This window comes from Streptomyces sp. NPDC051183 (assembly GCF_040682455.1).
Taxonomy (GTDB): domain Bacteria; phylum Actinomycetota; class Actinomycetes; order Streptomycetales; family Streptomycetaceae; genus Streptomyces.
In genome coordinates this window covers 1-13,725 of sequence record NZ_JBFBBA010000063.1, presented here as the reverse complement: position 1 = coordinate 13,725, position 13,725 = coordinate 1, and the positions used below count along the sequence as shown (strand labels likewise).

Genomic DNA, 13,725 nt, shown 5'->3' with positions numbered 1-13,725 from the left:
ATCGCGGGGCTCCACCCCGTCGGCGCACCGAAGGACCGGTGCCACGCGCCGCCACGACACGAGGCCCGGGAGCGGGCAGGACCGCTCCGGGGCGAGGGAGAACACCATGACCATCCGCAGGACTTACAAGAGGCTCATCGCACTCGCAAGTGCCGCGACCGCCCTGGCCGGCGTCATCGGTCTCACCACCGCCACCAGCGCGGCGGCCGACGTCAACAGCGAGTGGAACTGTTCGCGCAACCCGGGCGGCTGGGACCACATGGACTGGGGCAGCTGTCTGCTGCCCGGTGACAGGCTGGTCTCCGGCAACGGCGACGAGCGGCTCGTCTACCAGAAGGACGGCAACCTCGTGCAGTACAACGCGAGCGGCCACGCCGTCTGGGCCACCGGAACCGTCAACACGGCGCCCGGCAAGGTCATCATGCAGTACGACGGCAACTTCGTCGTCTACGACACCTTCAAGAGGGCCCTCTGGGCCTCCGGGACCGCCCTGGGCTGCAACCCGAGCGCCAACTGGGTGCGCCTGCAGAACGACGGCAACCTGGTCGTCTACCGCCCCCACGGCGACGGCCCGTGGACCCCGGTCTGGTCCACCCGCTTCGGCCGCGTCGGCACCTGCTGACCTGACCCAAGCTGTCGGCTCCCTCAGCAGTAGTGGCAGCAGGTACGGGGTGTCGTAGGTGAGCAGTCGGCTTGCCCGGCCCGATTGAGGCTCGTGCCGCACCCGCGCCCGTCAACGGGCAGTCTGCGACGCGCTCATGCCCAAGTCCGCCGGCGCACGTCGCAGCAGGCCCATCGACGCCAGGGCTCGCGTTCGGGGAGTGGTCACAGAAACCGCTCCCCGAACGAGCCTCTCGGCGGTCCCCTTGACGCCGGGGCACCATTTGCGACGACGGGGTTCGGGAACAGCTACTGACCTTGCCGTTTGGGCGCGTGAACGACATCAACACCGAAACCCTTGAGTGGGACCCCTCATCGGCTGAGACAGTGACGAGCAAGCCGCGCATGTCACTGGCCTCAACCGAGTTGAGATCCTGAGGATCCTTGAGACTGTGGTCGCCCACTCCGCGTCCGACATGTCGGTGGGATACCCGACGCTCGCGCGCCCCGTGGTCTCTGGCGTTCCCGAACCTGTGAGCCAGACGGTCACACGCGAGAGTGGCTGAAGTGGACCCCACTCCCGCGTTGCCCGTAGAAATGCGACAACAGGGCCTCTCGGACCGCACGTTGGATTCGACACCCTTCGAGCTACCAAGAGGCCCTGCTCTCATGCACGGCAGCCGCCGCAGTCACCCGATCGACGTCCTACTTCTCCTCCGGCTCCCAGGCGCGGAGCAGGTCGAGCAGCCCTGCGTCTCCGTCAACGTGCAAGGAGTCGGCCTGGATCCGGTCGTACAGGTAGAGGACCAGCTCACTGGCCGTGCCGTGGACGGAGGCGCCGGCTGCGTCCGAGTCTTCGCCGGTCGCGTCGGTGGGCGCGGGGATGCGGGTGATGCGTGCGCCGTCGCCGTCGACGGTGAGGCGCCAGGAGCGGCCCTCGGCGGCGTGGAAGTCGAAGGCCGTGGGCTTGTGCGGCCAGGCGCTCGGCGTTGCGCAGACGGTGAACAGGAACTCCTCCACACCGTCGAGTGCCAGCTCGACCGGCAGCGGCTGCGGGGAGCCCCCGGCGAGCTGGGCGTCGTAGGTGTGCACCGCGGTCTCCTGAACCCGGTGCCGGGCGGTGCCGCCGGCGGTCTGCGGTGACTGCGACGCAGGCCACCACGTCCAGCAACCGCTCTCCGGTCCCGCCGCGCGCAGGGCGTCAAGCAGAAGCTGCGTCGACGCGTCCAGCCAGGCCACCAGGGCCTCACGCTCCTGCGGCACTTCCAGCGCGGCGCGCGCGGCGACGGCCTCGGCCGGGGGACCGTCGGCAGACCCCGCGCCGACGATGGCGGCCCAGAAACGGTCTCCCCCACCCAGGTGCTTCACCAGATCGAACAGCGTCCACCCGGGGCAGGTCGGCACCTGCGCGTCGAGACCGGGCGCGGCGGCGACCACGGCGCGGAAGGCGGTCGACCGTTCATCGATCAGTCGCAACAGGTGAGGGAACTCAAGATTCTTTTCCACGCCGGATGTCTATCACCGTGCTCCGGTGATAGGACAGCGATTTTTACAGTCTCCGCCGGTTGGCCATTGCGGACATCCTCGCCTCCCACCGCTCGGGTGACAAGCTGCGCACTGCTGTGAGGACGCTGGTGGTGGCGGTACGTCAGGCGTCGTGCCTGTGGGTGCTCTGGCCTCGCCGTGCGGCCGGGCACCGCGGCGACGTGACGTCCACCCGGTGCGCGCGGTCATGCTGCTGCTCGATGTGATGACGCGGAGGTCACGATGGCGGGGGAGGGCCGGTCGGGTCTGGAGTTCAGGTGACTCCCGTTCGACCAGCACCCCTCAAGTTCGGAACAACAACAGCCATTCAGACCGACGCCGAGTTCTGCCCGCAGAACTCGGGTGATCGCGGTGTTTCTCGCTGATGGTCCACCTGGAGGCGGGCTACTCCCCGCTCGGAGAGCAGCCGACCCCCGTAGCTCGGAAGGCAGATCGCCGCCGCAGTCGGCCATTGCAAACCTGCAGCTTGAACATCTGGACTCCGTGTCCCAGCGCACGGAGCCGTGGACCAGGGCTTGGACGCCCCAGCACTCCAACTCCGCACCGCAGTCCTGGCAGCCAGCTGAGTAACTGATGGACTCGAAGATCATCTGATCCTCATAGGGCAGTTGCCGCGAGCCTTTCCCCGGGCGGATCCGTCAATGCGGAGTTCGGTTGGTGAGGGGCTGCTGAGAGGCGGTCGGCGGTGTGAAGAGTGCCTGTACGGTTTCGGCGGCGAGGTCTCGTAGCCAGGTGTGGGCGCGGTCGTCGTCGTAGCGCTGGTGCCACAGCAGGTACAGGGGGACGTCGGGCAACTGGAGTGGCAGCGGGAGCGAGACCAGGCCGAGTCGGTTCCGGGCCGTGCGGGTCACCGCTTCGGGGAGGGTGACGACCAGGTCGGTATCGAGGGCGAGTTGCAGGGCGAAGGCGGCGGTGGGTCCGGCGGCGACGACGCGTCGTTCGAGGCCACGTGTGGTCAGGGCGTCATCGATCTGGTCGCGCAGGCGTCCGCGCCGCGAGACGGTGAGGTGTTCGGCGGCTGTGTAGCGCTCGATGCTCAGCGGGCTGTCGGTGAGTGGGTGGCCCGGGCGGACGGCGACGACCAACTGGTCCCTGCCGACGAGGCGGTGGCGGATGTCGGGGAGCGTCGGAGCGTCGGAGCTTGATTCGAGGTCGACCTCACCGCGGCGCAGCTCGGCATCGTCCGTCCCGGGTTCGGCGGACAAGCGTAGCCGGGCGCCGGGAGCCTGCTGGCGGACGGCGGTGGTCAGGGCGGTTCCGCAGGCTGCGGTCAGGGCGTCGTGCCAGCGCACGGTGAACACTCGGTCCAGAGCTGCCAGGTCGAGTTCCTGCTGCGTGGACAGGAGTTGATGGGCCTGCTGCACGAGGGCGTGGACCTGGGCGCGCATGGCCAGCGCGCGGGTGGTGGGGACCATGCTGCGGCCGGTGCGTACCAGGATCTGGTCGCCTGTGGCCTTGCGGATGCGGCCCAGGGAGCGGCTCATTGCCGGGGCGGTGACGTGGAGGCGTGCTGCGGCGCCGGCGACGCTGCCCTCTTCCAGTAGTGCGTCCAGGGCAGTGAGCAGGTTTAGATCCAGTTGCATGGCAGTAACTCTACAAGTGACAACCATGCACTTGTTGTTAATGATTCGGCGGCCTACTTTCGAGGTGCGGGGGCGAGACAGCCGCCCCGCTTCGACCGATCCCAAGGAGCCAGCCATGAGCACAGCCATGCCTTTCGACGCCGGCACGACGCTCTTGTCCGACGTGACCACCGTGGTGAAGGCAGCGGGCCTCACGCTGCGGGACCGCTACACCTCGCACGCCCGAGCCGTGAGCCTCGACGAGGTGGTCGAGGAGATCCACGCCAACGACGACGCGGTGCTGGACGTGCTGCGGGAGCCGCTGTTGCAGGCCCGGCCGGGATCGCAGTGGGCGGAGGACGAGCTGGCCGGCGGCGCGCTCCCGCCCGGGGAGTGGTGGGTCGTCGACCCCGCCGAGGGCAACATCAACCACGTCCACGGCATGGAGGACTGGGCCGTGACCGCCACCCTGGTCCGCGACAACCAGCCGGTACTCACGGTCGTCCACCTGCCGCTCACCGGCGACACCTATTCCGCCGTCGCCGGCGGCGGCGCCCGCCTCAACGACCGACCGCTGAAGGTTTCTGCCAAGACCGACCTGGGCGCCGCGCTCATCGGCACAGGCCAGGCCAAGCCCGGCGAGGACGAGCGCACCTTCCGGCGGATTGGGGACTCCGTCACCACCATGCTCATCAACGGCCTGGTCGTACGGGTGTCCGTGCCCGCCACGATGCAGCTCATCCACGTTGCCGCCGGACGCATGGACGCCTTCTGGCAGTTCTCCGACGTCCGCTCAGGCCTGGTCGCCGGCGCCCTGCTGGTCTCCGAGGCCGGGGGCATCGTCACCGACCTGGTGGGCACCCCCTGGAACACGGGCAGCAGCGACTTCCTGGCCGCCGCACCCGGCATCCACGGCGCCGCCCTCAAGGTCCTCTCGCCGATCGCCTGAGGCAGACGTCTCCCCCCTTCCCACCCGGTACCGCAAGGAGCATCACCTCATGACCAGCATCGGCATCCTGGGCGCGGGCCGCGTCGGCACCAACCTCGCCGGCAAGCTCTCCGTGGCCGGACACCACGTCATCCTCGGCCGCCGCACCCCGACGCAGGAGACCACAGCGGCCGCCGGAGACTCAGGCCCCCGCGTCTCCTTCGCCGACCAGCGCACCACCGCCCGCACCGCGGACATCGTGATCAACGCGACGCCCGGCGACAGCGCTCTCGACCGCCTCACCGACCTGCGAACCGAACTCGCAGGCAAGATCCTCATCGACGTCTCCAACGCCACCCGCGACGCCGCTGACGGCTTGCCCGGAGACCTGTGCTATCCCGGCAGCAGCCTGGCCGAGAAGCTCCAGGCTGCCCTCCCCGACACCCATGTGGTCAAGACCCTCAACACGATGCTGTTCACGGTCATGGCCGCTCCCGAAACCCTGGCCACCCCACCGACCGTCTATGTCTCGGGGAACGACGAGAACGCGAAGAAGACCGTCACAGGCCTGCTCGGCGACCTGGGCTGGCAACCCGAACGGATCGAGGACCTCGGCGACATCACCACAGCCCGCGCCACCGAGGCCATGATCCTGGTCGTGCCCCACGTCCTGCGCCGACACGGCTTCAAGCCTTTCGCCGTCTCCCTAACCCGCTGACCCGCCAAGACCCGGTTCACCACGTTCGCTGAGGCACGCTGAGGTGTGAGGCTGCAAGGCAGCCCGAGAGCAGCGAGGTGGCCGGGCTGTGGTCTCAGCTGAGAGAGCAGAACGGAGAAGCCATACCAGATCGCTGCGGCCATGACCAAGTCGTACAGCCTGGGCTTTGGCGAGCCCCTAGCGGCCGACAGTGTCGTTCGCGGCGGCTTCGATGAGGTAGGTGACGGGGCCCGGCTGGAGGCCAGGGAGGCGTGCGAGGAGTCCAGCTCGATCGTCTTGCGGGGGCTCATCCGTTCGGCCGTCATCCGTTGGTTGTCCGGGTGGATCATGTGGTCCTGGGTGGACACCTGGTAGCCGAGCGGGGCCTTCTGGGTGACGGCCATGACCAGGGCCTCGTCGGGCGTCAGGTCCTGCGCGAAGCTCTCGTGGAACTTGTCCTGCTTGAGCCACAGGTAGCCGTCGGAGTCCGGCGCGGTGTTCGCGAAGGCCGCCGGGGGACGCTGTTCGGTGATCGCCCCCGGGCTCTCGCCGGCGTCGGGGGCGAAGGCCGCGATGTAGACCAGGGCGGAGACGTTCGGCAGGTCGCCCGACTCGGTGATGACGGCACCGCCGTACGAGTGACCGACCAGGACCACGGGCCCGTCGATCTGCCGGACCGTCTTGCGCCGACGAACTCGCGGCGGCCATTGCCGAGGACCTCGCCCCGTACGCACCGGTGCCGGTGCCGACCGCAGTCGTCAAGTCCTGGCTGACCACCCGCCACGCCGAGCAGGCCCAGGCGCACCGCGCTCGGCCGGGACCCGCACAGTTGATCGGGCTGTCTCGGACGAAGTCACCGCTCGGAAGAACCGAGAGCGCCGAGCCGGAAACCCGGACGCTGCGAGCACATGCCGGCCGTGCGCGGCGCCGACCTCGGCAAGCCCCAGCCCCAGCCCCAACCCGAGCACCCGCGGCGCGAGGCAGGCCTTCAGGAGGGGGTGGGTGCTTGCCCGGATGTCGCTGTTCAGCTCTTGCGGGCCAACGGTTGCCCGGCGAAGCTCACCCCTTCGAGACCATGGGCCATGAGGTTGCGAATGTTGCCGTGATCAGTGTCGGTCGGCGTCGCCAGCACACTGCGATAGTGCTCACCGAAAGCCAGCAGCGCCTCCTGGTCGCTCAGCCCTTCCAGCAGGGCCAGCCCCAGCGTCTTGCAGGAACCCTCGTTCTCACCTGCGGCATTCTCGAGTTCCCCGTTGCGGAACGCCTGCGGCTGATACGCGTAGTGCGCGGAGACGAAGGCCAAGGTGTCGGCGAACTCGTGCTCACCTGACGCAAGGCTTGCCCGCAGCGAGTCCAGATCAGTCATGTCGGTCCTCCCGGGTTGAACAGACGATCCGATCGCCGTCCGTGACCGGACGACAATACCCCCCAGGGCATCCGAACGATCGGCGTATCCGCAGGTCAAGACGTGCGCCTGTGCGACCCGCGGAGGCGTTGTCAGTGGAGGGCAGGATGATGACCTGCATGACCGAAAACAGTGCCCTGCTCTCTCCCGCCGCCTACGTGGAGGCCGTGACCACCGCCGTGGCGGCGTCGGCCGCGTACTACGGCGACGGGACCACCCCGCTCGGTGACGACGAGTACGACGGGCTGCTGCGCGCCATCGCGGCCTACGAGGAGGCCCACCCGGACGAGGTGCTTGCCGAGTCACCGACCGGGAAGGTGGCGGGTGGCGCTGTGCAGGGTGACGTGCCGCACTCGGTGCCGATGCTCTCCCTCGACAACGTCTTCGACGCTGACGAGCTCGCCGAGTGGGCCGCAGGGCTGGAACGGCGTCTCGGGCACCCCGTGGCCGGGTGGTGCGTGGAGCCGAAGCTCGACGGCCTCGCGGTGGCCGCCCGGTACCGGGGTGGTCGGCTCGTTCAGCTCCTCACCCGCGGCGACGGCCTGTCCGGCGAGGACATCACCCACGCCGCCGACGCCGTCATCGGTCTGCCGCCGGTACTGACCGAGCCGATCGACGTCGAGTTGCGCGGCGAGGTGCTGCTGACGACGGCGCAGTTCGAGGAGGCCAACCGGATCCGGCTCGCCCACGAGGCCACCCCCTTCGCGCACCCGCGCAGCGGAGCGGCCGGCACCCTGCGGGCCAAGGACCGCCCCTACCGGATCGAGTTGACCTTCTTCGCCTACAGCGCGATCGGCCTGGAGGACCTCGGCCACGCCGCCCTGCTGGAGAACCTGGCCGAGCTCGGCGCGAACACGGCCGCCAGCACTGCCGCCGCCCCCATGCGATGCGAGACCGTGGAGCAGGTGCAGGAACGCATCGACGCGATCGCCGGCCTGCGCGGAGACCTGCCGTTCGGGATCGACGGCGTCGTCGTCAAGGCCGACACGGCCGAGGACCAGCGTCAGGCCGGCAACGGCTCGCGCGCCCCCAGATGGGCGGTGGCCCGGAAACTGGCGGCCGAACACAAGGTGACGCGCCTGCTGGCGGTGGAGTGGAACGTCGGCCGGACCGGGATCATCGCCCCGCGCGCCGTCCTGGAGCCCGTGGTCATCGACGGAGTGACGGTCACCTACGCCACGCTTCACAACCCGTCCGACATCACCCGTCGCGGGCTCATGATCGGCGACCAGGTGTTCGTGTACCGCGCCGGCGACGTGATCCCCCGGGTTGAAGCACCACTGGTCGACCAGCGTACCGGCGCCGAGAGCCCGATCGTCTTCCCCGAGGCGTGCCCCCGCTGTGGCGACGCGATCGACTCCTCCGAGCAGCGGTGGCGGTGCGTGCGCGGCCGGAGCTGTCAGGCCGTGGCCTCGGTGATCTACGCGGTCGGCCGGGACCAGCTCGACATCGAAGGTCTCGGCGGCACGCGCGCGATCCAGCTGGTGGAAGCCGGTCTGGTCAGGGATGTCGCCGACCTGTTCACGCTGACCCGCGAGCAGCTCCTCGGTCTGGACCGGATGGGTGAGACCAGCGCCGCCAACCTCCTGGCCGCGATCGAGACCGCCCGCCGGGCCGCATTGAGCCGCGTGTTCTGCGCCCTCGGTGTCCGCGGCACCGGGCGCACTATGTCCCGGCGGATCGCCGCGCACTTCGGCTCGATGGCCGCGATCCGGGCCGCCGACGCGGACACGCTGGCCGAGGTCGACGGCATCGGCACCGAGAAGGCCCGTGTCATTGCGGCCGAACTCGTCGAACTCGCCCCGCTCCTCGACAGGCTCCAGGCCCAGCAGGTCGGGACGCAGGTCACCGAGCCGCAGAAGCCCGCGACCGAGGCGACCGACGCGACCGACGGCGAGGACTCGGCAGGCGGCGGCCCGCTGGCCGGACAGGCCGTCGTGGTAACCGGCTCCATGACCGGCCCCCTTGCGGTGTTGTCCCGGAACGAGATGAACGAGCTGATCGAGCGGGCGGGCGGAAAGGCATCGTCGTCGGTGTCCAAGCGCACCACCCTCTTGGTGGCGGGCGAGAAGGCCGGCTCCAAGCGCGCCAAGGCCGAAGAACTGGGCATCCGCATCCTCGACCCCGAGGAATTCGCCGTCCTCGTCGCCGGCCTCCTCCCCACCAGCTAGCCACCGCCGCCTGATCGCGATCGTCCCGCACCACGGGCCGGCCAGGTGGGCCAGGACGGAGGCGCTGTGTCTGGAAGTTCAAGCGGCCGGGCCGGGAACAGCCGGGCGGGTCGGCGCGGTTGCATCGACCGAGGGACCGGCGCCGCACGGCCGGGGGCCGCGCGCTCGGACCAAGAAGTACGTCTACAGGAGGACTGTTTCATGACTGACCGACCCTTGACGCTCATGGCAGTGCACGCCCACCCCGACGACGAGGCCACAGGAACCGGAGGGGTCCTCGCGCGGTACGCGGCGGAAGGCATCCGCACGGTTCTCGTGACCTGTACCGACGGCCGTTGCGGTGACGGACCGGGGGGTGCCAAGCCGGGCGTCCCCGGGCACGATCCGGCGACCGTAGCCTTGATGCGCCGTCAAGAACTCGAGGCGAGCTGTGACGTCCTGAAGATCAGCGATCTGGAGACGCTGGACTACGCCGACTCCGGGATGATGGGCTGGCCGAGCAACGACGCCCCGGGATCCTTCTGGCAGACCCCCGTGGAGGAAGGCGCCGCCCGACTCGCGGAGCTCATGCGGCACTACCGACCCGATGTGGTCGTCACTTATGACGAGAACGGCTTCTACGGCCACCCCGACCACATCCAGGCCCACCGCATCACGATGGCGGCGCTGGAGATGACCGATCTGACGCCGAAGGTCTACTGGACGACGATGCCCCGCTCGGGGATGCAGCGGTTCGGGGAGATCATGCGCGAGTTCCATGAGGACATGCCGGAGCCGGATCCCGCCGAGGCCGCCGCGTTGGCCGAGATCGGCCTCCCCGACGACGAGATCACCACGTGGGTGGACACCACCGCGTTCAGTGGTCAGAAGTTCGATGCGCTGGCAGCACACGCCAGTCAGGGCGAGAACATCTTCTTCCTCAGGATGGGCAAGGAGAGGTTCGGCGAGTTGATGGGCATGGAGACCTTCGTACGCGTCAAGGACTCCACCGGCACGGCCGTACCCGAGAACGACCTCTTCGCCGGACTGCGCTGATCCGCGGCCGGGCCCCCGCAAAGCCACTCGGCCGCGTGGCACGATCGACCGGCCTGGGAGCCGCCGGGCGCTGGCGGCTCCCTGCGGGCGGCTATCGCTGCCAACCTCGCCGGGCACCTGGCAGCCGTCGGCTTCGCCCCGGAGCCCGGAGCCCGGAGCCCGGAGCCCGGAGGCGGTGGCAGGGGGCGAAGTCGATTCCCGCCCCGGGGTGAACTCAGGGGAGGTCGAAGGTGACGTTCGCCGAACCGTCCCCGTCCGGCGCCTCGGTGAGCGCGAGGGTTCCATCCTCTGCCTCGAAGACCCTCACCAAGATCCCGCCGTTGTCCTCGCCGGCAAACACAATGGAGAAGTAGGGGTCCATCTCCATGAGGAAGTCCCAACCCTCGCGCTGGGTCGTGTCGAGGGCATTGGCATGCCGACCGGTTGCCCGCCACGTGCCGACCGCGTCGACAGTGACGGTGATGTCGATGTCGTACTTCTCAAGGCACGTCGCGTGATCGGCCCACCATTCGAGGCGCGCCCGACCCACGAATCGATCCATGAGCACACTATGCACGGTGCCCAGGCCGGACGGTCAAGGCTTCGTTTGCCTGTTGGTGTTCACGACGTCGGGCCATGGGGTCAAGGTCTTGGTCAACGCGTTGACGAGCTGGGCGAATTCGGCCCGTTGCCGGTCGGTCAGTGCGGCGTAGAGCGGCGCCTGCAGCTCGTCGGTGAGTCGCTCGGCACGCTGCCATCGGGGGATCAGGGCTGCGTCAACGGGACGTGGCTCTGGCCAGCCGTAGTGGGTTGCCTGCTCGATGCCGAGGTTGATGACCATGGCCGCTTGGGCGCTCAGCCCGCACAGGCGCACTGCCGCCAGATGGCAGGCGCCACGGTGCTCCCGCAGTACGTGTATGCGCTGCATGGCGGCGCCGACCGGGTCGTCGCCGGGGCAGGGTTGCGCGCGCCAGCCGGCGAACAGAGGCAGTGCGTCGGCGTCGGCGGCGCCGATCAGCTGCTGGGCCAGGTGGTTGAAGTGCTCCACGTCGACGTCGGCGGGGATGTGGGCTCGCCCCCACGTCCGTACGGCCCGTGCGTAGACGGCGGCGGCTTCCTCCGGCGGCATCACGAACCGTCCGGACCGCCAGCCGGCGGTGACCAGACCAGGGCCGAGGAAGCCCTGTACCGCATGGACCACCGAGGTCGGCGCCTCGCCGAGCACTCCGAACCGGCCGCGGCAGTAGAAGCCGCGCCCTGGGGCGAACCCGGCGCGCAGGCCGATGGCGGCAGTCGCGTCGTCGGACATGAATTCGTCACCAAAGTCGTGGATGGGCCGGGCAACCGCGGAGATGCAGTCGAAGAGTTCCATGCGCTGAAGGTCGCTCACCCCGACTCGACGGGTCAAGGGGATGATTTGTGAGGGGACCCTTTAGGTAATCTATCGAGTCATGCTGGATATCCGCCGTCTGCACATGCTTAAGACCGTCGCCGCCCGCGGCTCCATCACCGCGGCCGCCCAGTCACTGGCGCTGTCCGCCGGTGCCGTGTCCCAGCAGCTGGCCGCACTGAGGCACGACGTGGGGGTCGACCTCCTGCGCCCCGACGGGCGAACCGTCGCGCTCACGGAGGCGGGCCGCGTCCTCCTCGAACACGCCGACCGGATCCTGGCCGCTATGGAGGAAGCCGAGTGCGCCGTCGCAGCGGTCAAGGGCGGGGTCGGCGGAACCGCCACGCTCGCAGCGTTGCCGTCGACCGTCGCCCGGATCGTGGCCCCCGCGCTGACCGCGCTGGGCCGGGACCATCCGCAGCTCGCCATGACCTGTCTGACCACGGACCAGGCGCAACTGCGGGAACTCGCGCTCGGCACCGTCGACGTGGTGCTGGGGCAGCGATACCACCACCTGCCGGAGACCGCACCCCGGGGCGTCGAGATCTCGCCGCTGCTCGACGATCCGCTGCTCGTCGTCACCGCCGCCGATGGATCCGACGGGCGTCCCGTCGCCCTGCGCGAACTGGCCACGCACAACCTCGTCGTGCCACCGGCGACCACTGACTGCGGACGGGCCATCCTGCGCGCCTGTCACCAGGCCGGCTTCAGACCCACGACGCGCTACGTCGCCGCCGACATCGCCGCCCAGCTCGCCCTCGCACGAGCCGGCCTCGCCACCGCGCTCGTCCCTCGGACGGCCATCGACCCGGGCACACCCGGGATCCGCACGGCGCCCATCGAGGACCACCCGATCCTGCGCCTCCTGTTCGCCGCGACCCGTCGCACCGAAGCGTCCAACCCGACGGCCACGGCCGTCATCGAGGCACTACGCACAGCAGCGCGACAGGACCGCACGGTGCACCTGCCGCCCGTCGATCCTGGCGGTGGGGGAGCTGTCCGGTGAGGGCGCGGACGCCGCCTGCCGGGTCGTCCCGGGTTTCCCGGGAGGCGGTGGTTCGGACGGTCGCGTCGACGAGTAGGCGTAGCTCGTGGCCATCGGGCGCCTCTGTGTGCGTGGCCGCAGACGGCAACGACGTGGTCAGCGTGCGGGCTCACCTGGGGTGATGTTGCGAACGAACACGGGCTTGAGGTGGTTCTCCGGCAGTGCGTCGGGGAGCTGTTCCCAGTCGAGGACGTGGGAGACGACGCGCGCCGGGTTGACGGTGCCGGAGGCGGCGAGGGCGAGGGCGTCCGGGATGTGGGCGCGGACGTTGTCGCGGGCGATGCGCAGGGTGACGCCGGTGAGGTACATGTCGAGCAGCGCGGGCGGCGGTGCGCTGGGGTGCGGCGGAACCGGGGCGAACGGCGCCGCTGGGTTTGTGGAACCGTCGCCGCTGTTGGGGCGTCACCTGGTCTTGTGACAGGAACCGAACGCCACCCGCACAGAGTCAGAGTCGAACCCATGCCCACGGACCCGGTGCCCGCCCCTGCCCCGGACAGGTCCCGCACGTGGCACGGCGTCGTCTCGATGGTCGCTTCCGGGCTGATGGGAGCCGCGGCCGGATGCCTGGCGATCGCTCTGTCATCCCGCGCACGCGCCTACTGTGACGCAGGTTGGGACGCGGGTGGTGTGGCCGAGCTGACCCTCCTGCTTCCGGTCCTGGTGGTGGGCTTCGCGGTGTGCGGCGTGGTGGTCGCGATGCTCACGCCGGGCCGGCGCCCGTTGCTGCGGATGGTGCAGGTGGTGGTCGTGCTGGGGGTGCTGGTCATCGGGTTCTTTGCCGTCAGGGGCACCGTGGACGGATATCCGGGGGATTCGGGGCTGTGCGGGCCGGACAACGTGCCGCCGTGGTGGCCGTGGTGGCTGCCTGCGTGAAAAGCGGGTGCGGCGGCGTCGGGCAGGTGACGCCTCCACTGTGCGGCACTCGGCGCCGCACGGGCCCGGGCTCGTAGCTGAGACCGCCGGGCGAGGTCCAGCGGGGGACCTGGTACCGGTCGTAGAACGTCGCGTACAGGGTCGAGCGCTGGTTGTTGATCCACGAGCCGGTCGTGTTCCACGTGAAGCGGAACAGGTGGTTGCAGGTGAACATGTCGGACCGGTCACCCATGTAGTTCTCGTACGTGTAGGCGCACACGTACGAGCAGCAACTCGCCGCCGGGCAGGGCGATCTTGTTGGCGCCGGTCCGGGTGCCCTTGGCGCTCGCCAGGTAGTCGTCGAACTATGGGCGTGTACGCATCACCGTGGGGCGGGGGCTTCGTGACGGGTACGCAGCCACCAGGGCTGATTCATTGTCGTGTTGATCATGCTGCGTCGCAGGTCAGGGATAGTCCGAGGAGGTCGAGCGGGCGGGTGAAGGGCGTGTAGGAGAC

General features: G+C 69.5%; 12 protein-coding genes and 2 pseudogenes. 7 read left to right on the top strand and 7 right to left on the bottom strand.

The genetic code is table 11. From position 1 onward, the window contains the following. The first annotated feature begins 106 nt into the window (after window positions 1-106). Window positions 107-622, top strand: coding sequence for a hypothetical protein (locus AB0M99_RS34495; RefSeq protein WP_365927611.1), 516 nt, complete (start codon window positions 107-109; stop codon window positions 620-622). A 683-nt stretch (window positions 623-1,305) separates the two neighbouring features. Here AB0M99_RS34495 and AB0M99_RS34490 read toward each other — a convergent pair. Both AB0M99_RS34490 and AB0M99_RS34485 read right to left on the bottom strand, forming a co-directional pair. Further along, window positions 1,306-2,106 carry a maleylpyruvate isomerase family mycothiol-dependent enzyme gene (locus tag AB0M99_RS34490; RefSeq protein WP_365927609.1) on the bottom strand — a complete coding sequence of 267 codons (801 nt, stop codon included), beginning with the start codon at window positions 2,104-2,106 and terminating at the stop codon, window positions 1,306-1,308. 677 nt (window positions 2,107-2,783) lie between these two features. After that, on the bottom strand, window positions 2,784-3,728 hold the full coding sequence (locus AB0M99_RS34485) for a LysR family transcriptional regulator (RefSeq protein WP_365927607.1): 945 nt from the start codon (window positions 3,726-3,728) through the stop codon (window positions 2,784-2,786). Between the two features lie 115 nt (window positions 3,729-3,843). On the opposite strand from AB0M99_RS34485, the gene AB0M99_RS34480 reads away from it, so the two are divergent. Both AB0M99_RS34480 and AB0M99_RS34475 read left to right on the top strand, forming a co-directional pair. Further along, complete coding sequence (locus AB0M99_RS34480; protein WP_365927605.1) at window positions 3,844-4,656, top strand: inositol monophosphatase; 813 nt, start codon at window positions 3,844-3,846, stop codon at window positions 4,654-4,656. A 49-nt stretch (window positions 4,657-4,705) separates the two neighbouring features. Next, on the top strand, window positions 4,706-5,353 hold the full coding sequence (locus tag AB0M99_RS34475) for an NAD(P)-binding domain-containing protein (protein WP_365927603.1): 648 nt from the start codon (window positions 4,706-4,708) through the stop codon (window positions 5,351-5,353). A 311-nt stretch (window positions 5,354-5,664) separates the two neighbouring features. Here AB0M99_RS34475 and AB0M99_RS34470 read toward each other — a convergent pair. Both AB0M99_RS34470 and AB0M99_RS34465 read right to left on the bottom strand, forming a co-directional pair. Continuing rightward, window positions 5,665-5,988 (bottom strand): annotated as a pseudogene (locus AB0M99_RS34470) (alpha/beta hydrolase); the annotation flags it as partial. A gap of 368 nt (window positions 5,989-6,356) precedes the next feature. Continuing rightward, complete coding sequence (locus tag AB0M99_RS34465) at window positions 6,357-6,698, bottom strand: HopJ type III effector protein (protein WP_365927601.1); 342 nt, start codon at window positions 6,696-6,698, stop codon at window positions 6,357-6,359. Window positions 6,699-6,847: 149 nt separating this feature from the next. Between AB0M99_RS34465 and ligA the strand changes: the two genes are divergently transcribed. Then, complete coding sequence (gene ligA / locus AB0M99_RS34460) at window positions 6,848-8,908, top strand: NAD-dependent DNA ligase LigA (protein WP_365927641.1); 2,061 nt, start codon at window positions 6,848-6,850, stop codon at window positions 8,906-8,908. A 201-nt stretch (window positions 8,909-9,109) separates the two neighbouring features. Next, the gene (locus AB0M99_RS34455) at window positions 9,110-9,943 is read left to right on the top strand and encodes a PIG-L family deacetylase (RefSeq protein ID WP_365927599.1); all 834 of its coding nucleotides are present in this window, start codon (window positions 9,110-9,112) and stop codon (window positions 9,941-9,943) included. 214 nt (window positions 9,944-10,157) lie between these two features. On the opposite strand, the gene AB0M99_RS34450 is transcribed toward AB0M99_RS34455, so the two are convergent. Both AB0M99_RS34450 and AB0M99_RS34445 read right to left on the bottom strand, forming a co-directional pair. Beyond that, window positions 10,158-10,484, bottom strand: coding sequence for a hypothetical protein (locus AB0M99_RS34450; RefSeq protein WP_365927597.1), 327 nt, complete (start codon window positions 10,482-10,484; stop codon window positions 10,158-10,160). Window positions 10,485-10,517: 33 nt separating this feature from the next. Further along, complete coding sequence (locus AB0M99_RS34445; RefSeq protein WP_365927595.1) at window positions 10,518-11,294, bottom strand: hypothetical protein; 777 nt, start codon at window positions 11,292-11,294, stop codon at window positions 10,518-10,520. Window positions 11,295-11,373: 79 nt separating this feature from the next. On the opposite strand from AB0M99_RS34445, the gene AB0M99_RS34440 reads away from it, so the two are divergent. Further along, window positions 11,374-12,318 carry a LysR substrate-binding domain-containing protein gene (locus tag AB0M99_RS34440; RefSeq protein WP_365927593.1) on the top strand — a complete coding sequence of 315 codons (945 nt, stop codon included), beginning with the start codon at window positions 11,374-11,376 and terminating at the stop codon, window positions 12,316-12,318. Between the two features lie 135 nt (window positions 12,319-12,453). On the opposite strand, the pseudogene AB0M99_RS34435 reads toward AB0M99_RS34440, so the two are convergent. Beyond that, window positions 12,454-12,675 (bottom strand): annotated as a pseudogene (locus tag AB0M99_RS34435) (dehydrogenase); the annotation flags it as partial. Window positions 12,676-12,984: 309 nt separating this feature from the next. Between AB0M99_RS34435 and AB0M99_RS34430 the strand changes: the two are divergent. After that, complete coding sequence (locus AB0M99_RS34430; RefSeq protein WP_365927591.1) at window positions 12,985-13,230, top strand: hypothetical protein; 246 nt, start codon at window positions 12,985-12,987, stop codon at window positions 13,228-13,230. The last annotated feature ends 495 nt before the right edge of the window (window positions 13,231-13,725 follow it).